General features: G+C 59.1%; 13 protein-coding genes. 2 read left to right on the top strand and 11 right to left on the bottom strand.

Annotation, left to right across the window (positions count from 1 at the left end):
- Positions 1-195: 195 nt before the first annotated feature.
- From aroQ to EYB53_RS10135, 7 genes are all read right to left on the bottom strand, one after another.
- Positions 196-660 carry a type II 3-dehydroquinate dehydratase gene (aroQ, locus tag EYB53_RS10165; RefSeq protein ID WP_135478082.1) on the bottom strand — a complete coding sequence of 155 codons (465 nt, stop codon included), beginning with the start codon at positions 658-660 and terminating at the stop codon, positions 196-198.
- Positions 657-8,303 carry a NosD domain-containing protein gene (locus EYB53_RS10160; protein WP_135478081.1) on the bottom strand — a complete coding sequence of 2,549 codons (7,647 nt, stop codon included), beginning with the start codon at positions 8,301-8,303 and terminating at the stop codon, positions 657-659. The genes aroQ and EYB53_RS10160 overlap by 4 nt, the downstream gene beginning before the upstream one ends.
- A gap of 12 nt (positions 8,304-8,315) precedes the next feature.
- A complete protein-coding gene (locus EYB53_RS10155) occupies positions 8,316-12,542 on the bottom strand; it encodes a right-handed parallel beta-helix repeat-containing protein (protein WP_167857334.1) in 4,227 nt (1,408 codons plus the stop codon).
- Positions 12,543-12,695: 153 nt separating this feature from the next.
- Positions 12,696-12,920: a hypothetical protein gene (locus tag EYB53_RS10150; protein WP_135478079.1), complete on the bottom strand. Its 225-nt coding sequence runs from the start codon at positions 12,918-12,920 to the stop codon at positions 12,696-12,698.
- Between the two features lie 281 nt (positions 12,921-13,201).
- Positions 13,202-14,473, bottom strand: a complete 1,272-nt coding sequence (locus EYB53_RS10145) for a M16 family metallopeptidase (protein ID WP_135478078.1) — start codon at positions 14,471-14,473, stop codon at positions 13,202-13,204.
- A 366-nt stretch (positions 14,474-14,839) separates the two neighbouring features.
- The gene (locus tag EYB53_RS10140; RefSeq protein ID WP_135478077.1) at positions 14,840-15,103 is read right to left on the bottom strand and encodes a hypothetical protein; all 264 of its coding nucleotides are present in this window, start codon (positions 15,101-15,103) and stop codon (positions 14,840-14,842) included.
- Positions 15,104-15,285: 182 nt separating this feature from the next.
- Positions 15,286-16,773 (bottom strand): MDR family MFS transporter, encoded by a 1,488-nt coding sequence (locus EYB53_RS10135; protein ID WP_135478076.1) that lies wholly within the window; start codon positions 16,771-16,773, stop codon positions 15,286-15,288.
- Positions 16,774-16,923: 150 nt separating this feature from the next.
- On the opposite strand from EYB53_RS10135, the gene EYB53_RS10130 reads away from it, so the two are divergent.
- Positions 16,924-17,790 (top strand): metallophosphoesterase family protein, encoded by an 867-nt coding sequence (locus EYB53_RS10130; RefSeq protein WP_135478075.1) that lies wholly within the window; start codon positions 16,924-16,926, stop codon positions 17,788-17,790.
- Positions 17,791-17,797: 7 nt separating this feature from the next.
- Positions 17,798-18,688 carry a DMT family transporter gene (locus EYB53_RS10125; protein WP_135478074.1) on the top strand — a complete coding sequence of 297 codons (891 nt, stop codon included), beginning with the start codon at positions 17,798-17,800 and terminating at the stop codon, positions 18,686-18,688.
- A gap of 67 nt (positions 18,689-18,755) precedes the next feature.
- Here EYB53_RS10125 and EYB53_RS10120 read toward each other — a convergent pair whose 3' ends face one another.
- The 4 genes from EYB53_RS10120 to EYB53_RS10105 form a co-directional block, all read right to left on the bottom strand.
- On the bottom strand, positions 18,756-19,637 hold the full coding sequence (locus EYB53_RS10120) for a DUF4230 domain-containing protein (protein WP_135478073.1): 882 nt from the start codon (positions 19,635-19,637) through the stop codon (positions 18,756-18,758).
- A 27-nt stretch (positions 19,638-19,664) separates the two neighbouring features.
- Positions 19,665-20,381, bottom strand: a complete 717-nt coding sequence (locus EYB53_RS10115; RefSeq protein ID WP_135478072.1) for a ubiquinone/menaquinone biosynthesis methyltransferase — start codon at positions 20,379-20,381, stop codon at positions 19,665-19,667.
- 131 nt (positions 20,382-20,512) lie between these two features.
- On the bottom strand, positions 20,513-21,310 hold the full coding sequence (locus EYB53_RS10110; RefSeq protein ID WP_254151008.1) for a class I SAM-dependent methyltransferase: 798 nt from the start codon (positions 21,308-21,310) through the stop codon (positions 20,513-20,515).
- A gap of 455 nt (positions 21,311-21,765) precedes the next feature.
- A partial coding sequence (locus tag EYB53_RS10105) for a DUF4351 domain-containing protein (RefSeq protein WP_205712623.1) occupies positions 21,766-22,061 on the bottom strand: 296 nt, incomplete at its 5' end.

The following is a 22,061-nucleotide window of genomic DNA, read 5'->3' as shown; positions in this document are numbered from 1 at the left end:
CGCGAACACGCCGCGTTCACCGGTGCTACGCGGCGCATGCGACTCCAATACCAAGCAAAGAAGCTCACGCGAAGCCGCGAAGCCGCGAAGGGGGAGCGCTCCTAGAAGCTCACGCGAAGCCGCGAAGCCGCGAAGGGGGAGCGCTCCTACGCTCCAACCTTTGCGCCTTTGCGCCTTTGCGTCAAAAAAACCGCCTTATGTGCTGAGTTGTGTGGCCTGGGAGGGGGGGAGCAGCGTCGGAATGAGCCATTCGAGCGCGAGCATATACCCCTGCCAGCCAAGGCCCGTGATTTGTCCGGTGGCAACTGGCGCAACGACCGAGGTGTGGCGAAATGGTTCGCGGCGGTATACATTCGAGATATGCACCTCGATGATCGGGGCGCTCAGCGCGGCCAATGCATCGCGTAGCGATAGGCCGTAGTGCGTCAACGCACCAGGGTTGATAATCACCCCGTCGGCCTCCCACCCCTCGCCTTGCAAGAAGTCGACCAGGGCACCTTCGTGATTGGACTGGAAAGCGATCAGGCGCATCCCCGCCGCCTCGGCGCGTGCGGTCAGGGCGGCATTGATGTCAGCCAGGGTGGTATGCCCGTAGATCGCGGGTTCGCGCCGCCCGAGCATATTGAGATTCGGTCCGTGGATGACGGCAAGCGTCTTCATCGGCGCACCAGCGGCAGGAAGACGCGTGAAGGCGTCTGCCCACCCGTAAAGTAGATCAGCGATAACTCAATCGCATCAGTAACAGTTTCGTCATTGGTCGAGCGCCCTTCGATGCGCAGGGTTTTGATGGTACCGGGCGCAATGCGTTCAGGTACCACGACGCGCATCGAAACGCGGGCGGTACTCGTATGATCAACCCATACACTGCTGCGACTCAGATCAACCTCCCAGCCATCACTCTCACCAACAACCGTCAAGGTGATGGTATCGCTGCCACTACCAAGATTGGTCACCGCAAGATCGCTCATACTGATCAGGCCTTGCCCTGGTTGCACCCGCCGCACCTGCGACGAGGCCAGTTTGAGACCGGCAACCAGGGTCACCCGCAGGTCGATCCGAGCCTGCGCTTCGACCAGCACCGGTGTGTCAAGCTGTTGCGCGGTCACGATCGCAACATTCGGCGTGTCAGCCCGCACCCCTTCAGGGATACGTACCAACGCAAGGATCTCGATCTCTTCATCAGGACCAAGGGTTACAAGGTCAGGGGTGACGTTGGTAAACCAGCCGAGCGAGTCGGCCACGCGCAGGCGGAACGTCCCTTCGGTGGAGCCAAGATTGGTCAGGGTATGCCTGCTCTCGACCAGCGTGCCTGGCGCACCAGCAAGCGCTCTATCAGGGGTCAGGATGAGACTAAAGAGCGGCCCGACCCGCGTGACGGCTTCACCCTCATCAAGGATGACGGCCGGCACACCCTCTTCAACGAGCCGCAAGACGGTTGTATTCGTATCGCCGCGCACAGCTTCGGACGGCGCGGTGACGTTGATGGTTACCGTGCCGGTCATCCCCGGAAGCAAGGCAGGCGTCGCCGCACCCACCTCAGAACGCCATCCCGGCAGCGTATCGCTCAAGACCAGCGTATAGCTGGTGCGTTCCGTCCCCGTATTGCGCACAGTGATGGCATAGGTGGTGCTTGTCCCACCGACATTGACGTTGCCACGGGGGCTGTCGAGCAATTCGCCCGCAACCAGCGACCCGATCGTCACTAGAGCGGTCACTTCCGCGACCGGACCCTCATTGACGCCAACCGTGCGCACGGTCAAGCGCTGTTCCTCACCCGCTAACAGATTCGCCGGCACCACCGTCGTTGTCGTGAGCGTCTGGGTGCCAGCACGCGGCAGATCACTCACCTCGGTTGGCGTCAGATTGACTGTCCACGCTGGCAGGGTCGCCGTCTGGCTCACGCTGAGCGTATAGCTATCGGGCACGTTGCCGGTGTTTTCGAGTGTATGCACAAACGTCACCGTCTCGCCAGGCAAGGCCTGTTGCGCCAGATCATCAGGGCGCAAAGCAACGCCGCGCACCACCGCAACCTGCAGACGGAGCGTCGCTTCATCAGTGACATCAGGCACCGTCGGATTCGTCTGGGCACTATTATCTGCGGTGGCCGCGACGATCAGATCCGTCACCCCCGCATCAGCCGCAGGCGGCACCGTAACCGTCACGGTAAATTGACACGACGCCGCTGGCGCAAGACCGGGAAGACCAGACGGACAGCCATTGCCCGTCACGTCACCTGTCCAGCCAGAGGGCAGACCAGTCACCGGCCCGGGCAAGATTGGCGCAGACGCATTGCCCGTATTGGTCGCCGTAAAGAGTGCCGTCACCGCGACGGGTTGCGTTGCCCCGGCAAGGTCAACCTCGGGCGGTGCGACCAGATCAGGACTCAACACGACCGATCCTCCGGCGACCACGCCAAGTTCAATTGAACGCACGGCTGGCGCAGGCGGCTCAAGGCCACCGACCGACCGCGCCGTGATCGTCAACGGGTAGGTTCCCGCCAGCGCCGCCGAATCAACCGCATACCTGATCTGAACTTCGGAACTGACTCCCGCCGCCAGATTCACCAGACTCGGCGTCGCCGTCACATCGAGCAGCGCCACTCCGTCAGGCGGCACCGAGCTATCAAGGGCAAAGCTATCGAGCCCATTGCCGGTATTGGTCAAGACATACGTGAAACGCACCGTCGTGCCAGGAACCGTGGTACGGCGCTGGAGTGGCTCGGGGGTAAAGACAAAGTCACGCACGACCTGTTCCGTGACCGTCACGAGCGCCGTGACCTCGGCCACCGGGCCAGCATTGACACCGGACGCACGGATCGTCAGGCGCACACTTTCGCCCGGCAGCGCCGTCGCAGGAACTACCGCTGTCGTGGTAATGGTACGGGTTCCATCACGCGCCAGATCGCTGACCACCTCAGGGCGCACCTCCACTGCCCAGACTGGTTCAGCCTGGGGCTGGAGCACACTCAGGTTAAAGCTATCGGGCGCGTTCCCCGTATTTTCGAGCGTATGGACAAACGTCGCAGTCTGACCGGGGCCGGCTAACTGGGCAAGCCCATCAGGCCGCAACGCGACGCCTCGTTCGATCGCTACACGAACCCGCAACGTGGCTTGATCAGTAACATCCGGTACAAGCGGATTGGTGCGTGCGCTATTATCTGCCGTCGCCGCCACCGTCAGATCGGTCACACCACCATCAGCATCGACGGGGATAGAGACCGTAACGGTAAAGCGACACGTCGCCGCCGGGGCCAGGCCAGGCAATGCAGCGGGACACGCATTGTCTGTCACCTCACCTGTCCAGCCAACCGGCAGACCAGTCACCGGCCCCGGCAGGATCGGCGCAGGTGCGTTACCCGTATTGGTTGCCGTAAAGACCACCGTGAGCGCGACTGGTTGCGTCGCCCCGGCCAGATCAACCGCAGGCGGCTCGGCCACCTCGGGCGCAAGCGCCACCGCACCACGCCCACGCACCACAATCTCAGCGGCACGCAGGGCATCCGGGGGAGGATCATCGCCCCCGTTCACGCGAGCGGTAATCGTCAACGGATACGTTCCCTCCAGCACGCCAACCCCAACCGTGTAGCTCACATGCACGGTCGAGCTAGCGCCAACGGGAAGATCATTCAGACTCGGCGTTGCCGACACCCCTGCCACACTGAATCCGGCAGGCGGCACCGCTGGAACGATGGTGAAGCTATCGGCCACATTGCCGGTATTGGTCAACCGGTAACTGAAGCGTACGGTTGTCCCGGGGTCGGTGGTCACACGCTGGAGCGTTGCGGGGGTAAAGAGGAAGCCGCGTACCACCGGCCCAATGCGCGTAGTTGCTTCCCGTTCATCCAGGATGAGCGTGGGTGCGCCATCCTCGACCAGGCGCAGCCGCGTTGTATTCGTCGCGTCAGGAGGCGCATCGGCGGGTGCGGTCACACTGATCACCAGCGTGCCGGTCATCCCCGGTAGCAAAGCAGGCGTCGCCGGGCCAACTGCAGAACGCCATCCCGACAGCGTATCGCTCAAGACCAGCGTATACCTGGTACGTTCGGTGCCCGTATTGCGCACTGTCACCGTATAGGTCGTTGTCTCACCAGGATCAACGCTGCCACGCGGGCTGTCAAGCAACTCGCCCGCAACCAGTGACCCGATCGTCACGACTGCGGTCACTTCTGCGGTCGGCCCATCGTTCACCCCGGCGGCCCGCACCGTCAACTGCTGGACATCTCCCGCCAGCAGATTCGCCGGCACCACCGTCGTTGTCGTGATCGTCCGTGTGCCATCACGCGCCAGGTCACTCACCGCTGTCGGCGTCAGACTGAGCGTCCAGGCGGGCAATATCGCCGACTGGCTCACGGTGAGCGTATAACTATCGGGCGCATTGCCGGTATTTTCGAGCGTATGCGCAAAGGTCACCGTGTCACCAGGCAACGCCGCCTGCGCGAGGTTCGCAGGACGCAAGGCCACCCCACGCACCACCGCAACCTGCACACGGAGCGTCGCTTCATCGGTGACATCAGGCACAGCCGGATTCGTCTGGGCGCTATTATCCGCCGTGGCCGCGACCGTGAGATCGTTCACCCCGGCATCAGCGGTAGGCGGCACGGTGACTGTCACGGTAAAGAGGCATGAGGCCGCTGGCGCAAGACCGGGGAGGCCAACCGGACAGGCATTGCCCGTCACATTCCCCGTCCAGCCAGACGGCAGACCGGTCACCGGCCCGGGCAGAATCGGCGCAGACGCATTGCCCGAATTGGTCGCGGTAAAGACCGCCGTCACTGCGACCGGCTGCGTCGCCCCGGCCAGATCGACGGCGGGCGGCTCGGCCAGTGGCGGGGTCAGCGTCACCGCCCCGCTCCCACGGACAACCACCTCAAGCGAACGCAGTGCCGGTGCAGGTGGATCAACTCCACCCGTCGCACGCGCCGTCACCGTCAACGGATAAGTCCCGGCGAGCGCATCATCCGCCACCGCATAGCTCACCTGCACCGTAGAAGTGATGCCAGCCGCCAGATTGCTCAGACTCGGCGTCGCAGTTACGCCTGTAAGGGTCAAGCCAACAGGTGGTACCGATGTCGCAACGGCAAAACTATCAGCGGCATTGCCGGTATTGGTCAAAACGTAGCTAAACCGCACCGTTGCGCCTGGATCAGTGGTCGCACGCTGCAGCGTCACAGGGGTAAAGGCAAAGCCACGGACCACCGGCACGATGATCGTATTGGCGGTCTGAGCCACCCGCGTCTCGTCACCCGTCACCAAGGCCCGCAGCCCGAAGACCAACGGGCCGGCGGGGGGCGTACCAGGCGTATTGACCAGCACCGTGACCGTCATCGTCTGCGTAGGAGTCAGCGTAAATGACGCTGGTGTCACCGACGCCACCGACCATCCGGGCGGCGCATCGCCAACAAAACCGGTACTAGCGACCGTGAAATCACCGACCACATCGCCGACATTGCTCACCGTATGCGTAAAGATCGTCGTCGGCCCGGCGAGCGTCGTCGTCAGGGGACCGGTGAGCGCAGGGAAGGCAGGGCCAGGCAAACGCACCGTCGTCGTATTCACCACCACATTCGACGAACGCGCCGTCCCGACGAGCGCACGGACACTCGTCGTTTCGGTGGCCGCCTCGGCCTGGGTAGCAGGCACCGTCACCGTCACAGGAATCTCGGTTGACGCATTGGGAGGCACCGTAACCAGGGTTGGCCCATTGGCCCAGCGCTGGGTCGAAGTCAGGGCCACCGAGAACGTCAGGGTGATCGGAGAAGTATTATTGAGCGTATGCAGATAGGTCGTCTGCTCGCCAGGAGCCACGGCACGTTCGGTACCAGCCGGATCGGCGACGAGATCAAACGCAATTGGCGCACAGGGATTATCAACTCCGAGGTCAATGCGGGTACTAAAAGGCGACGTATTGCCAGTAGCATCAGTCACCGTTGCATTAAGATAGCGCTGACAGACGGGCAACGGAATATTGAAGGTTCCATCAGCCAGCGTTAAGCCCGACGCCAAATAGATCGGCCCCTCGTCGGCCTCGGTGCCACGCGAAGTTGTAAAGATCTCAACCGTGCAACCGGGGCCACAGGCGGGATCCGTCGAACCAGTAACACTGGGAGGCTCAGGCTCGGGATTCTGTTGCAACTGCGGATTCAGCGTCGGCGGGGTACGCCCGGCATTGCCGCCGTCAAGCAGGGCAATGCCTGGCCCCTGATGAAACTCGGTCGTCGTCTGCGAAATCCGAATGCCAGTCGCGCCGCGAATCTGAATACCGGGTGCATCGACACCACCATTGCGCACCAGACGATTGCCAAGCAGATCATTATTGCTCGCGAGATTGCCATCAAACAGCGAACCAATCAAAATACCAGGTACGACATCAAACGTCTGGCCGGAGCCATTATAAGCAACGAGGTTTTGACGGATCACATTGTTAGAGCCATTGTAGAGACGAATGCCAACCGAGAAATTGCGTGGTGCAGCGGCGAGATTGGCATCAAGCGGCAACTCGCCTGTTGCCGGGGCACCAATAAGATTGCCCTCGATCAAGAGATTCGTGACCGCGCCAGCAGCCTCGCTCGGTTCACCCAGGGCAAGACCCTGGCCAACCCCACCAATCAGATTATTGCGCACCGTCACGCCGGTCGTGCGCCAGATCCGCATGCCCTCGGTCCCGGAAGGCGACGCCGCATTCAACGGCGTCACGCCATCGGGGCGCACCCCGAGATAATTGCCTTCGATCACGTGACCACTCGTGGTACAGGTCCCATTGCAGCGATTGGTTCCCAGCGCCACCGGATTGATCAGGATCGCGGCACGCGCACCGCCGATCTGCGAGCCACCATATGCAATCACATTGCGGTCAGCTGTCGTCGTCCCACCAATGGTAACTCCGGTACCATGCTCAAGAAAAACACTCGCGCCACCGAAAGCCGTCTGGCCGGTTTGAGAACGATCGCCAGAGAGACTTGTCCCAATATAATTGCCTTTGATAACATGGTTACTCGAACGAACATGAACGCCAAAACTACGGCTCGCCGCGATCACATTCTTGGCGCCAACCGTGACGCGACCAGGAGGAAACTGGGCGGTACCACCGCCAAGCCGACCAATGAAGATCGCCCCGGACGAGCTATCACTGGTTGTCCCATTCGGGAGTGGCGTCCCATCGGCAGTCAAACCGATCAGATTGCCAAGAATAGTCGCATCGCCCCAGACAAACCCTGTATCGAGAAAGCGAATACCGTAACTGGTATTGCCGGCAATGATATTGCGGTCAAGTAGATCGAGCCCACCAATCGTCGTATTGCGCGGGCCATAGGCATTGCTCCCAAGCTGAAGACCAAATTTATTCGGGACGGGTATCCCCCCACGCGTCACCCCAATCGCATTGCCCACAATCACGTTGTCACGCGCAATGAGCGGGTTGGTCGACACCTGACCAAGGCCGGGCATAAAAATCCCAAACGACTGGGGGAACCCCCCGATGACATTGTTGCGGATCGTCGTCTTGACCGCACCGGCACCCAGGCTAATGCCCGCGCTATCAGTGCGAGTTCCATTATTGCCGGCAGCATCGCCCGCGGGCGTCGTCCCAATATAGTTGCCCTCGATCAGATTATTCTGGTTTAACGCCGTGTTGCTCGCCGTATTGATGCGAATACCGCCCATGACATTCGACGTCAAGACATTGCGTTGATCATCACGGTCAGCCCCAATGATATTATTGCTCGCCCCATTGCCGATAAGCAGGCCATAGCCCTGATTGCCCTGGGCCGTCCCATCGGCAGCGAGGCCGAGCCAGTTCTGATAGAGTTGATTGCCGCTCGCGCCATCAAGAAAGATGCCCGCCCCAGCGACATCCGCCGACATACCCGCTGGAGCACGAATAATCGCCAGGCCCCGCACCACATTGTTGTTGCTCTGGAGATGCAAGCCATGCGAGCCCGGCGCAATGCCCAAGGCATTCAGCGTCACATTGGGCTGTGTCGCCGCAGGATCGGCGCTGGTCGCATCAAGCGTCGTCTCGTCATCAGTCAAGATGGGCAAGGCCGATTCGAGGGTAAGCGTCCCAGTCACCGTAAACGTGATGCTATTTGGCCCATTGCGGCTATTCGCCAGGCGGATCGCCTCGCGCAGGCTACACCCATCAGAGCCACAATCATTGGCCCCACCATTGTCAAGGTCATTGAGATTACTGACGACAATGCTCGCTTGAGCAGCGACAATCGACCAGGGCACCGGCAGTGGAGCAAGCAACGTGAAGAGCAGCGACAGCACGAGCACCAGCGCGAGACGACGATTGAGTGATGCCACGGCGCCCCTCCTTTATTTTTGCACCAGCGGTAACCATACCCTTGGCAGCCGGTTGCCACGCACAATCGTGATCTGATTGACCAGCGTTGCATCGCTGATGACTTCCTCGGTTGAGGCTTCACGCAAGGTCAACGTGACAATCTCGCGCTCGTCGGGCAACAGACGAGGATCAAGCGAGACGATTGTCCGGAACTGGGCTTCACGGAAGCGCGGTGGCTGTTGACTACCATCATTGACCAGATCGAGGCGGAAGCAACCATTCGCATCAACCACAAAATCGCGGGTTGCCGACTCGAAGCGCACCGTACTGCCTTTGGTCGTCGAAGCAACCAGACAGAAAAAGGCCGTTCCGTTACTCTGATTGATCACCGTATGGATAAAGATCGCCTCGCCACCGGCAGCAGCCTCAGCGGTCTCATCACGTTCAAGGTCAGCATCAGGAGCAAGGCCAACGCGGGTTGTCGCGGTAAAGGGCAGAGTCAACTCAGGGTAACTGAGCAACGGATTCGCCTCCTCAAAAGCTGGCACCGTTGCGGTCACACTCGTGGTCGCCTGCACCGGATTGCCCAGCGGATCGAGCACCTGGGCACCAGGGGGCACACGCACCAGCACGGGCAGGGTAACCTCGGTCTCGGGCGCGAGGGTCACCGTCGTCGTCGGCAACGTCGTTGTCCAGAGCTCGGTGATCCCGATGGCATCACGGGTCACGGCGGCAAGATTGGCCGTAACCGTTACATTGCCTTGATTGCGGAGCGTATGCAGATGTTCGACCAAAGCCCCGGGTCGGGCAGCGCCCACGGCCACCAGTGGATCAACCTGGAGGATTGGCTGCGCCCGGACGCGCGTCTCCAGCCGAGCGGTTGTCGGTGGGCCATAGGCATTGCGAACCGTCACATTCAGCACATTGACCAGACCAGCGCGTGCATTCGGGTGCGCCCCTGGGGGCAAGGTCAACGCGAACGTCAGTTGCTTGACTTCACCATCCGCCAGGGTCAGAAGGGTACTCGTCACCGGATCCGTCACGAGCGTCCAACCCTCGAGCGGAGCCGACACATCGACCTGCAGGTCAACGAGGTTCAAGGTACCCGTATTCGACAAGGCAAGCGTAAAGAGCAGCGTCTCGTCGGGGATCGCCTCGCGGATTAGATTCGCTTCCTGGAAGACCATGCCACGCCGCACCGGAAAGACACCATACTCAGAACTATTGCTGAGCACATCAGTAGCGATGAGCAGCAACTCGAGGGTGTCGGTCAGATTCTCGAACTGGCCGCTATAGAGACCTTCGGGCGAGGCTGTGACCGTCACAAGCGACGTCAACCCCTGGCCGAGTGACTCGGGATCAGGGCGGAAGACTTCGATCGTACAGGTGACACAGCCATCAAGGGGCGCGGGCAAAGCCCCGGGTTCCAGCGTCGCGGTGATCACCTGTCCCTGGAACGTTCCATTATCAAAAACCCGCAGGCGCATCGGATCAGTGCCGGTGAGATCGATAATGGGCGGGGCAAGATCATGATTAGGATTGGTTGCAGCGGGCGAAGGAGCCGCACGCACAAAATTGATGCCACCGGCCTGATTGAAACTGAGCCGATTACCGGGGAGTTTCACCCGCTGGACATTGCCGTTGAGCAGAATCCCAAACCCCTGATTGGCCCGTAGCGTATTTTCGCGCACCAACACATCGGCGATCTGGCCGACCGTCTCGAGCGCAATGGCATCGCCACGATTCGCCACAAGCTCATTCTGGGCAAGCGTCACAAACTGCGTATTGCCGGTGACCACAAGACCACGGCCATTCTCAAAGATCGCCCGATCCGCCGAATGATCAGTCACCGTCGCCGACATCACATCAGTGAGGCGAATCGCCGCCCCATCATTGCGGCGAATACGATTATTATTCCGAATCTGGACATAGTGCGCACCCTCAACGACAATGCCCTCGCTATGACCAAAGCTAAGAAAGGGTTCGCCATCGGGTGGTGCAGTGGGCACAAAACCAATGCGATTGGCCTCGACCGTCGCGGTGAAGGTCTGCGTCCCTGAAATGACAATCCCGGGATAGGCGGTGAGCGGATCATTATCACCCGCGAGGGTATTGCCACTGATCAACGTCAGATAGGGCCCCTCGGCGACAAGGATCTGTGGCCCAAGGTTGGGGCTAGCCACGCGGGCAAAACCTTCGGCATTACGCAACAACCCGGTGACATTGCCTTGCACATTCGTGGCGCGGGTCTTGGTTCCCGTGATCACAATGCCAGGGCCGCCATTGCTCGCCACAAAATTATTGGTAAGCGCGGTCGTCTGCGCATCAAAGACCTCGATACCCGTACCGAGGTTCCCCAGCGCAGTGCGCGTATCCATCGTCAACCCAACGCGATTGAGGTCAACCGTCGTCGTCATACTCGCACTGATACGCAGCCCAAAGGGAGCGTTCGTACCAAAGACATTCTCGGTGATCGTAGTATTGCTGGCCGCCTGCACGACGAGCCCACCGGCGGCATTGCCAGTCAGCGTATTGGTAATGAGCGTTGTATTGCTAGCCCCATCGAGCCAGACCCCAGCAAGGGTCTGGTCAGCGACCGTATTGCCCGCGAGGCTCGTGCGTTGGACCCCGGCCCCAACGTGAACCCCATACGTGGCATTGGCGCTGATCGTATTGCCAATCAACGTTACATCAGCCGCATCAGGCTGGATCAAAACCCCACTCGCCGTATTGGAAGTAATGGCATTGCCCGTCAACGTGACACCGGTCGCGCCAGGGCCAATCTTCACCCCACTAGTCGTATTGCCACCAATCCGATTATTGTGCAGGAGGGTCATCGTCGAGGTAACGATCTCGACCCCACCGAGCGCATTAGGGCGAGCCTGAAACCCATCAGGGGCAGGCACCAGGCCAATAAGTGCCTGTTCGATCCGATTATTGGCGGCCAATTCACCAATGCCACCAACAATCACCCCGGGGCCGCCATTAGCGGCAATGCGCAGACTATTGCCAACACCCTGAATCTGCGTTCCTGTCACCCCGGGGGCAATCAGCACCCCACCGCGGCCATTGCCAAAGGCGGTCACCCCATCGGTGCGGGTTCCAATAAACGTCGTCCCGGCGATCACGTTATCACGCGTGAGATCGCCATTGAGGCGCAAATGGATGCCATAATTGACATTGTTGCTGATCACCAGCGGGGCCGCCCCCGAGCCACCAATGCGGTTATTGCGTGCGCCAGCCTCAAGGAGAAGACCATCAGCACGGTTCTTGAAATCATTATTCGCACTATCGAGGCCAACATAATTGGCCTGAACAAAATTAGTAATGGTACCCGAACCGCGCAGCAGAATGCCGGCCTGACCATTATCAGCAATCACATTCGCGAGTTCGGCACTCGTACCACCAATCACATTATCGGTACTGAGGCTATTGCTAATACTCGCAATTTGCACCCCATACTGCCCATTACCACGGGCAACGAGCGTCGTTGACTGATTCTCACGGACAATGCCAATGAAATTATTCTGGACAAAATTGCCTGAGGCATTACGAATAATGACCCCATTTTGCGTATTGCCACTAATATAATTCGCCACACCAGGCCCACCGGCCCCACCGATCACATTGCCAGTGGCACTGCCCTCGATCCGAACGCCACTAAAATTCTGCCGCCCGGCAAGCGTCTGCCCATCCGGATTGACCCCGATAAACGAGCGCTCGACACGATTATTATTGCCGGTAATATAGATCGCCGAACCAAGAAATTCCTCAATCCCAAAATCCGAAAAGCCATAGAGACTTAGGCCCCGGATCAAACTCTCATTGCCAGCAAGTTGAAAGCCGACGTCGCGGCCATTGCCATCGAGCTGAATCTTGGGAATCCCAAAGAGATCGTTCGCAATAATTTCAACGCGATCCGCCGTAAGCTTGGGCAACACCGGCTTCAAGGGGTCAAGCCGGACAATGCCCCCCTCGGTTGCGAGCGGGCCATCGGTAAAATAGCGGAAGGTAATGACTTTATAATCACTACTTGAGGGATGCGCATTCGCACTCACAATCGCCTGACGGAGGCTACAGGTACGACCGGGGCCAGGTTCCACGCATCCATTGTCACCGTCAAGATCTTCCAGGGTGTCAACAAAAAAGACGACCTCGGAACGACCAGACTGTGCGGGAAGCAGGGCGACCAGACCAAACGAAGCAACGACCAGAGCAACGACCGTGAGGAGAAGAAGAGTGTGCCTGCGCGGAGCCATGCCGAACTCCTTGTGCCGCCGCCGGGGCAACGGCGATACCATCGGGAGGAGAGCAACAGAGGATATGCCAAAAAAGCGCATCTATACGCGCTGTTATTTTAGCACGAGTCGTAGCCATATGATAGAGGGTCTCGATAGGAATCGAGTCCTTATCTACCCCGTACGATGCTCTACCGTAGTAGCGACATTCATCATATACTGCACACGAATCAGATCACCCGGTTGCGGTTCAGCATAGAGACTCTCACTGCCGAGGCGAGCCTGACGCGGTTGTGTTTCGCCTACATGGGTATAGACAAGATCATAGAGGATCGTGCCATGAATACTGACCACCTGAACCTGATTCAGCACGGCATCACGGGTACCTGCAACAATCATTAATTGTTCCTCTTTGCGTCAAAAAGACTGCCTTATTCAAAGACTGCCTTATTCATGGTTGGATCGCAACGCCTCCGCTGTCATTCCGAACGAAGCCGCAGGCGCAGTGAGGAATCTGCACGGATCATCATGGAAGACCCCTCACTCCGTTCGGGGTGACCATGCAGGCTGCACACATGCACTGGTTTCTCTCCATACCACTGGCCCGTCGGCCATATGGTACTCAGCATGACAATGCGGGGGTACGAACCGTCATTGGTATTATGTGCAAGGGATTGGCGTTAGACCGCTGGAGGGCCAGCGACTGCCAGGGCATAGCCAGCACCACCCAGATAGCGCCGGGCCACATTCAGGATCTGTTCGTGGGAAACAGCGGCAAGCAACGCCGGGTAGCGCTCGATAAAATCCAAGCCAAGTTGATAGCGTTCAATCGCCAGCAAGGTTCCGGCCATCCCATCGTTGGTCTCAAGCCCAAGCACAAGCATGCCGGTGAGAAAATCACGTGCATCGGCCAATTCTTGTGCCGTTGGCCCTTGGTGGGCAAAAAGACGGATCTCGTGCAGCATCGCCTCGATCGCCCGTTCGACATCATGCGGGTTCACCCCGGCCACGGCTGACCAAGGGCCAGCGCCTAGATCAGCGTCGAGGCTGCTCGAACAATAGTAGGCCATCCCCTGGTTCTCACGCACCTCTTCGCCCAGTCGCCCCCCGAGCCCCAGGCGACCGAGGATCAGATTGGCGAGCATCGCAGGATAAAAATCAGGATCATTGCGGGCCAGGCCGTGGACAGCCCAGATCACATCAGACTGAAGCTTGCCCTCCATCACGATATCGCAACGCTGCGGTTCCTGCAGCGGCGGCACAGCGGAAAGGGTAGTTTTGGGCGGTGGGTTGCCGGGGTTCCATGAGCCAAAATGGCGTTCCAGCGACTCAAAGACAGCGTCAGGCTCAACATCACCAACCACAGCAATGATCGCATCGTGGGGGTGATAAGCACCATGAAAACGCACGAGATCGTCACGCTCTAGCGCCTGTACCGTCATGAGCGTCCCAGTCGAAAGGCGGCTATAGGGATGTTCGGGCGGATAAAGCAACGTGTGGATCGCCCGTGACGCCCTGGTCATCGGCTCCTCTTCCTGTTCACGAAGGCTCATCAGGAACTGATTGCGCAGTTTCGTGACCTCGTGGAGCGGAAAAGTCGGACGGATGAGCATATCGGCCAGAAGTTCAAGGATGAGGGGCAAATCTTCGACCAGCGCCCGCCCCCCAAAACTCGTCGTGTGGAGCCCACCGGCAGCACTGACCCCACAGCCACGGGCCTCGGTTTCCGCCACCAACTGTTGAAAAGTACGCTCACCGGCACCACGGATGAGCGCAGCGCCGGTCAGCAACGCCAGGCCATTGGCGGTAGCCGACTCATCAACCGCCCCAAGGCGCAACTCACCCCGCACACTGACCGTAGGTGTACTGGGATTACGATGCACGAGAGCAATCATGCCATTCGCGAACTGATACCGTGATGCCTGAGCAATACCACCGACACTCCTGACCATACGGGTCTCCTCTCGACATAGACACGGTTGTATAGTACCACGTTTGCCAGCGATGTTGGAGGTCTGTTGGGGCGTGGATTAGGGCGATTGCATCATACGAAACCGGATACAAAAAAATACGCTCTCTGTGGCAGCATGTGCATGCAACCAGCGCCGCAAACGGCGACCCCCGGCAACAACGGGGCACCCGTAAGGGGTGTCCCGTTGTTGCCGGGGGCCGGGCCCGGTGTACGGGCACCCCTTGCGGGTGCCCTGGTGGGATGCATACACAGAAGATGCAATCGCCGTGGGGCGTGGATAGGCAGCATAAAAACAACGGGCCGTCCAGTTTGGACGGCCCGCAGATAGCAAACGAACGAGGAGGAATTAGACGAACGACATCTCATCTTCTTCTTCGTAGACCATCACAAACTCAACGGGCTGGATATGCGTGCGGCGGGCCTCACGGCGGAGGCGAGCCTCGATCTGCGCAAGCAGTTCATCCGCGTTGGTCGAGGTAGCATTGGCAGCCTCACGCAGCGACATCCGCGCCGTGCGGTCAATACGGGCTTCACGCAAATATTCACGCGACTCGGGAAGGCGACGAGCCACAGCATCAACCGAAAGATTCTCGTAGTTACCGTTCCGCATGGTGATATCTCCTTCTGTCTTCATTGTCGAGGTTACGAGTTCTGGCACCGTTGCCCTAACCCTGAGTTGTGCAGCAGCACTGCCGCCTTGTTGTAGTTAGTATACCCGATCTTTTAGTCAAAAGCAACAAGTCAAGGGGCTTTTCATTTGTACATTTTGCACAAATCGAGCAACTTTCTGACTTAATCGGCCGTGATCGCAGGCTCAGGATCGGGTTGCGAAGACGACTGGATCTCGGTACGTGGGGTGAGCAAGGCGACCAGCAGCGCAAGCACCGCGACGACAAAGGTCGTCTGGAACATTGCCCTCATCGCCAGCGCAAGGGCATCGCGGGCCTGCGCACTCAACTCGGCGGCACCGGTAGCACCTTCGCCGATCAGGGCATCCAGGGGCACCGAGTCAGGGCTGAGCCCATACGAAAGCAAGATCGCCGTCAACTGCGACGCAAGGATCGCGCCGAGCACAGCAACGCCGAAGGTTCCGCCGATCGTGCGTGAAAACTGGAGCATCGCCGTCGCCGAGCCAAGATCGGGCTTGTTGACACTGCTCTGCACCGCAATCAAGAACGAAGGGATCGAGGCACCCATACCGAGGCCCATCAGGCTCAGCGCAACCATGATCTCAAGCTGAGTTGTGGTAGGGCTCACGCGGGCCATCAAGCCGGCACCAATGACAAATGTGACCATGCCAGTGATAATCAAGGTACGGTAGCCAACCTTCAACAAGAGCCGACTCGCCACAATGCTCGAAAGCACCCACGAAAGCAGCATCGGGGTGAGCGTTGTGCCTGCCTGTGTCGCCGAGGTTCCCAGGACCCCCTGCACAAAGAGTGGCACATAGCTCATGCCACCAAAAAGCACCCAGCCGGCGAACACACCGTGAACACAGGCTACCGCAAAGAGCCGCCAGCGAAAGAGATGGAGGGGCAAAATTGGGGCCTCGGCACGACGTTCAACGAGAAAGAGCGCCGTCAGGGTTGCGACGGCAAGCAGAAGCAATCCATTGCTCTGGAGGCTGCCAAGCTCATTGAGGCCCAGCAACAACGAAGCCACCCCGATGCTCAACAGGATCGCACCAGCGTAATCAATCGCGGGACGCACGCCTGCGGGGCGGGGGACACCGCGCCATGCCATCCAGACCAAGCCAGCGGCAACAACAGCCGCCGGTAAATTGATCCAGAAGACCCACTGCCAGGCCACGCGGTCAACGAGAAAGCCACCAATCAATGGCCCCAGGATCGAACTGACGCCCCAGACACCCGAAAAGAGCCCCTGCACCTTGGTGCGTTGCTCGAGCGTAAAAATATCGCCCACAATAATGAAGGCGAGCGGCAACAAGCCACCGGCCCCCACACCCTGGATCGCCCGCGCCGCGATCAACTGACTCATACTAGTCGCAAGACCACACAAGAGCGAGCCAAGCATAAAGACGGCAATCGCAACCATATACAATGGTCTACGGCCATAGAGATCCGAGAGCTTGCCAAAGATCGGCCCCACCGTAGTCGAGGTCAGCATATAGATCGCAAAGACCCAGCTGTAACTCTGGATCCCCCCGAGCTCAGAGACAATCGTCGGCATTGCCGTCGCAATCACCGTGCTCTCCATCGAAGCCATAAACAGGCTCATCATCACCCCAAGCGTGATCAGCACGACACGTCTGCGGGTCACAGGCCGCCTCCTTCGCGCACAGAAAAGTGCTCGGTATCTGCTCAGTCAAATATTTCTAGGTTTGACTATACCATATTTTCGCAAGCTTCCGGGAAGCTGTATACTAAGAGAGTGACCTGAAGCATACCCTGGCTTGAGTAGCCTTTTTCTATGGATAAAATTGCGCTTCTGGCGGATATTCACGGGAATCTGGCCGCGTTGCACGCGGTTGTTGAGGATCTTGAACGATGGGAACCCGACCTCGTCATTGTGGCGGGGGACATCCTGAATCGCGGGCCGCTCTCGGGGGCCTGTTTTGACCTGGTGAGGCGTTTTGCGGCTGAGCATGGCTGGTTGGTGATGCGCGGCAATCACGAGCGCTATGTGCTGCACTATGATGAAGAGCATCGCCGCCCCGATTTCCCCACGAGCGGCCCTCGTTTTGAGGTAAGTCGGGTCATTGCCTGGACCCATAGTCAGGTTGCCAATCAGATCGCCTCCATTGCCGAATTACCCACCCACCTGACCCTCAACCTCGACGGAACAACGATGATGGTCTACCATGCATCGGTGCGCCATGATCGCGATGGCATTGACCCTTTTGCACCCGCCGAGATCTTGCGTGAACAAATTGATGCACGCGCCCACATTTTTTGTGTTGGGCATACCCACGCCCCGTTTGTGCGCCGGTTTGGGCCAACCCTGGTGGTCAATGTTGGCTCGGTCGGGCTGCCGTTTGACGGTGATCAGCGGGCCGCCTATGCCCGACTGAGTCGGCAACGGACAGGATGGCAGGCCGAGATTGTTCGTCTACGCTATGATGTGGCCTCAACCGAGCAACTCTTTCACACGAGCGGGATGGCCGAAGCCATCGGTGCCCATAGTCGGCTCATGATCCGTGAACTCCAGACGGGGCAATCGCTGCTCTTTGATTTTGTACCGGCCTATCATGAACGCATTATGAGCGGGAAGATAAGCATTGAAGACGCCGTGCAAGATTTTTTGAACCGCTATCAACGTAGCCGAGAAACGAAATGAACTGACGATGCAGCGTTCGATGTGGCCTTACCTGATTCTCTTTAGTGGTGTCTTGATCGCTTCGACGGCTTCGATTATGATCCGGTATGCGCAGGCGGCGGGCGTCCCGTCGCTCAGCATTGCGGCGGGCAGACTGGTGATCGCCTCGCTGATCCTCACGCCGCTGGTGCTCGCCAGGGCACGCCCCGAGTTGCAACGCTTGAGTCGACGGGATCTGTTGCTGGCGCTTGGCTCGGGTACCTTTCTGGCGGGTCACTTCGCGAGTTGGATCAGTTCGCTCGCCTACACTTCGGTGGCCTCGAGTGCCGCCCTAGTCGCAACCAATCCACTCTGGATTGCCCTGGCTTCATTTTTCTTCTTCCGTGAGCGCCTGGGTTGGCGCACGATGGTGGGCATTAGTCTGACGCTCCTTGGCACCATCGCGATCTCTTTTTCTGACAGTGCCGAGAGCCTTCAACCTAACCCGATGCTCGGCAATCTACTGGCGCTCGTTGGGGCGGCGACGGCGAGTGGCTACCTGCTGATCGGGCGCTCGCTACGGCGGCGGCTAAGCATTCTGGCGTATATCTATGTAGTCTATAGCACCGCAGCCGTCGTGCTGGTGGTGTGGGTGCTGCTCGCAGGGCAACCGCTCTTCGGCTTTCCCCCGTACGCCTACCTGCTTGTGCTCGCACTTGCCCTTGGCCCGCAATTGCTGGGACACACCGCCTTGAATTACGCGCTTTCGACCCTCTCGGCAACCTTTGTTGCCATTGCCCTGCTCGGCGAACCAATCGGCTCGGCGATCTTTGCGCTCGTCCTCTTTCAAGAGCAGTTTGCCCCTTTGCAACTGATCGGCTTCATGCTGCTCCTCGCGGGCATCGTCCTGGCCTTGCAGGCCGAACAGGGCAAGGGGTGATTTCGGTTGCGGTTCGGGCAACCAAGGCCAGCTTTGCTGGCTTGGTTGCCCGAACCGCAACGCTTCTTCAGGGGGCGGGGCACGGGCCTGGAGGGGCTGGAACGACCGTCACCACGATATTGTCAAAGAGCCCAACGAGCTGGGTAAGCGAAGCCTGAGCCTGCTCGGTTGCCTTGCTGAGCACACCATCTTCGCAAGCTGCGAGCAAGATCTGCTGTTCGGCCTGACGGCGGGCCTCGGTCTCGAGATCTTTATTTTCTGGGGCAAAGATGCCCCGGCTACGGCTATAGACGCGGGTACGCTCATTATCGAGGGTGGTCGCAAAGATCATCGCCGGCGGCAAGCGCAGCGTCACACTCCGGCCATCAGCAGCAACCGTCACATCGTCGGTCGTAAGCGTATTAAGATCAACGCCCGCGATCACGGTACCATGCGCAATGAGTAACAGCGCATCGCCCTCAAGAAAATCACCGACAACAGGAATATTGCTGCCCTGGCGAACATCAATCACCGTCTGAATGCTATAGGACGCCGTCTCGAGGCGGCTCAACTGCTGCACCCGCTGCACCACAGCAGCACTCGTAATAATTTGCGGCGTCGGGGTCGCGATGAGCGTCGCCACATCGGGAAGCGCAGGCACCCCAGCAAACATGTCACCAATGCGGCCTGCAAACTGATTCAAGGCAAAAAAACCAATCAACAGGGACACGAGGGCACCGATCGTCAGATAGAGCACCGCCTGCGCACAGCCACCCCCGCCACCCGAACCACGGCGATAACGGGGATACGGTGGTCGTTGATCATAGCCCATGCCCGGCGCACGAGGATCGTCAAAATCATCAAAGTCCTGATCATCCGCCAACTCATCAGGCACTTCTTCGCCACGCGCCTTACGGAGGCGGCGCTGCATCATATCTTCGCGTTGTTCACGCGCATCATAGTCATTCATAGTCTTGCAATTGTTAGCATCAAAAGATTAGGTTTTGGCACCCACATGGATAGCCACAGCCCCCAGGCCATAGAGACGATAGGCGACATAGTTCCAACCGGCCTCACGCATCAGATCAGCAAGGCGGTCGGGGGAGGGGAACGCCCGGGCAGACTGAGGCAAATAGGTATAGGCACGGCGATCACCGCCGAGCAACTGCCCAATCCAGGGCACCACCCCTTCAAAATAGAGCCGATGGCCCAAGCGAATCACCGGATTACGCGGGCGAGCCACTTCCAGGCAGGCGACCATCGCACCGGGGCGAGCGACGCGATGCATCTCGGCGAAAGCCTGGCGAATATCGGTGACATTGCGCATCACAAAGCCCGTCGTAATCGCATCAAATGTCTGATCGGGAAACGGCAAACAGAGTGCATCGCCCCCGACAAAATGACTGGAACGAGCACCGAGCGCGTCAAGTTTTGGTTGGCCAGCCACCATCATCGGCAGCGTAAAATCCACCCCAACGGCCAAGCCATCGCGACTCCAGGCGGCGAGTTCAGGCAAAAAATCGCCCGTACCGGTACCAACATCAAGCGAACGCCCCCCAACCGGGGGTGCAACATACTCAACCACACGCCGACGCCAACCCTGATCGAGCCCGAAGGTCATGACGCGATTGACCCGATCATAGCCCGGCGCAATCTGGGCAAACATACGCTCAACATAACGAGCTTTTTCTTCAATTGGAGGGAGAACTGTCATAGGTATGTTTCTTTTTTTGGCTGCCGCAACATGCCAGTGAAGCAAGCACACTGCGGCAGCAAGATGAAAGCTCTGCTGAACCATCCTGCCAACTTTGCGGGCAACGTGGTTCAGTGAAAAACCGATCAGCCCTACCAGGGCTTGCGAGCAACCCAAAAGATCCGCTGGGTTTCTGGCCCAGGCGAACTCAACGTAAAACTATCATAGCTTGCTTCGACAGTGAGCCCGGCGCGCTTGAACAAAGCAGCAACCTCATCAGGCGGATACGCCCGTTCAACGTGGAGCTCATCGAACCGTTCGTAGCCACTGGTCTCATCACCAAGAAAACCGGTCAAGAGCATCGTACTGATAGAGGACGTCGGCTCAAAATGGCTCCGTTCAAGCTGGACATAGCCAGATTGCTCATGGATCGCACACGTGCCCCAGGCAAACTCAAGAAAATGGCGCGTATTCATATCAGCCACATAGAGGCCCCCCGGAGCCAGGGCGAGCGCCGCTGATGCAAAACAGGCAGCGAGATCGTCGTGCGTCAGCATATAGTTCAGGCTATCGTAGGTACATGTTACCAGATCAAAAGCAGCAGGCGGCACGGCCCCGGCGAGGGTACGCATATCGCCCTGCAGAAACTGCACCGTTGCACCAGGGTTCTCGGCCACGCGCTCGGCAGCCATCGCCAGCATTGCAGCGGAAGAATCAACCCCAACGACACTCCATCCACGTTCAGCCATCAAGAAGGCCAGCGTGCCTGTGCCACAGGCAAGATCAAGCAAGCGACGACCCTGCACGGGATGCAGGGCGAGAATCTCACGCAGATAGATGTGGACCAACAACGCAAAACGCACCTGACCACTCTGATCATAGGCCTGCGCATATCGCTGATAGGGCGGCATCGTGGATGTCTGTCGATACGTGCGATGAAACCGTGTCATTCCTTTGCCTGAACCTTGCAGCGGCGTCCCATTGAACCTCAATACAGGCAGGATACCAGGGTTGATGATCTGATGCAACCCTGGCGGATTGCGGAGGCAGAGCGGTTGCATCTTGCCTTGGCACGTGCCACCAGGCTAGCGGATCGCCCTCACACGCCCACACCGTCGACGTGAACACCTCGGCTACCGAGGGCGAAGCCGGCCTTCGCCGGCTGGATCAGGCCACGAAGGTGGCCTTCGCTCCCCAGGAGCCGAGCCGTTGACGGCCACGGCAGGAAGATGCAATCGCCCTAGTGGCGCAGCAGGGCTTAAGCAAAATCCGTCGGGCCGATGGGCTTTTTGCGTTCAACTTGACCGCGTGTGCCGCTTGCCCCAGCAACCCGTGAACGTGGAACTGACCGGTGCGTAGAAGGGGCACCGCTGCCCCCGGGCCTCACCAACCCTCCCAGGAGACGTTATGCGTCAGACTTCTGCTGGCCAAGCCAGGCCGTCAGATCGCTACGCGTGGCAAACTCCAGCAAGGCCTCACTTAACGTGAGTAACTGCTCGGGTGTCAAGGCCAAGACCTCACGCATGGTGACTTCAGAGAGACGCCCCACTTTGCGCTCGAGCAAACGGAGGATTAACGCCTGGCGTTCCTCTTGCCGCCCTTCTTCCCGCCCCTTCAATTCCCATTCTGTGATCAGTTCCACGACTGCCTCCTGGATTGGTGTCTGCCACGTGGCAACTTCCGCCTCAAACCGACGCGTCT

The organism is Candidatus Chloroploca mongolica, assembly GCF_004762035.2.
In the GTDB taxonomy this organism is placed as follows: Bacteria; Chloroflexota; Chloroflexia; order Chloroflexales; family Chloroflexaceae; genus Chloroploca; species Chloroploca mongolica.
The sequence above is the reverse complement of the archived record's forward strand: the minus strand, read 5'-3'. Positions and strand labels throughout refer to the sequence as shown.

Bases quoted from the DNA above. Each gene is read 5' to 3' on its own strand.
- EYB53_RS10130 (WP_135478075.1), top strand. From the start codon at position 16,924: ATGGATAAAATTGCGCTTCTGGCGGATATTCACGGGAATCTGGCCGCG.
- EYB53_RS10155 (WP_167857334.1), bottom strand. From the start codon at position 12,542: ATGGCTCCGCGCAGGCACACTCTTCTTCTCCTCACGGTCGTTGCTCTG.
- EYB53_RS10145 (WP_135478078.1), bottom strand. From the start codon at position 14,473: ATGGTCAGGAGTGTCGGTGGTATTGCTCAGGCATCACGGTATCAGTTC.
- EYB53_RS10115 (WP_135478072.1), bottom strand. From the start codon at position 20,381: ATGACAGTTCTCCCTCCAATTGAAGAAAAAGCTCGTTATGTTGAGCGT.
- EYB53_RS10140 (WP_135478077.1), bottom strand. From the start codon at position 15,103: ATGCGGAACGGTAACTACGAGAATCTTTCGGTTGATGCTGTGGCTCGT.
- EYB53_RS10120 (WP_135478073.1), bottom strand. From the start codon at position 19,637: ATGAATGACTATGATGCGCGTGAACAACGCGAAGATATGATGCAGCGC.
- EYB53_RS10125 (WP_135478074.1), top strand. From the start codon at position 17,798: ATGCAGCGTTCGATGTGGCCTTACCTGATTCTCTTTAGTGGTGTCTTG.
- EYB53_RS10150 (WP_135478079.1), bottom strand. From the start codon at position 12,920: ATGATTGTTGCAGGTACCCGTGATGCCGTGCTGAATCAGGTTCAGGTG.
- EYB53_RS10110 (WP_254151008.1), bottom strand. From the start codon at position 21,310: ATGACACGGTTTCATCGCACGTATCGACAGACATCCACGATGCCGCCC.
- aroQ (WP_135478082.1), bottom strand. From the start codon at position 660: ATGAAGACGCTTGCCGTCATCCACGGACCGAATCTCAATATGCTCGGG.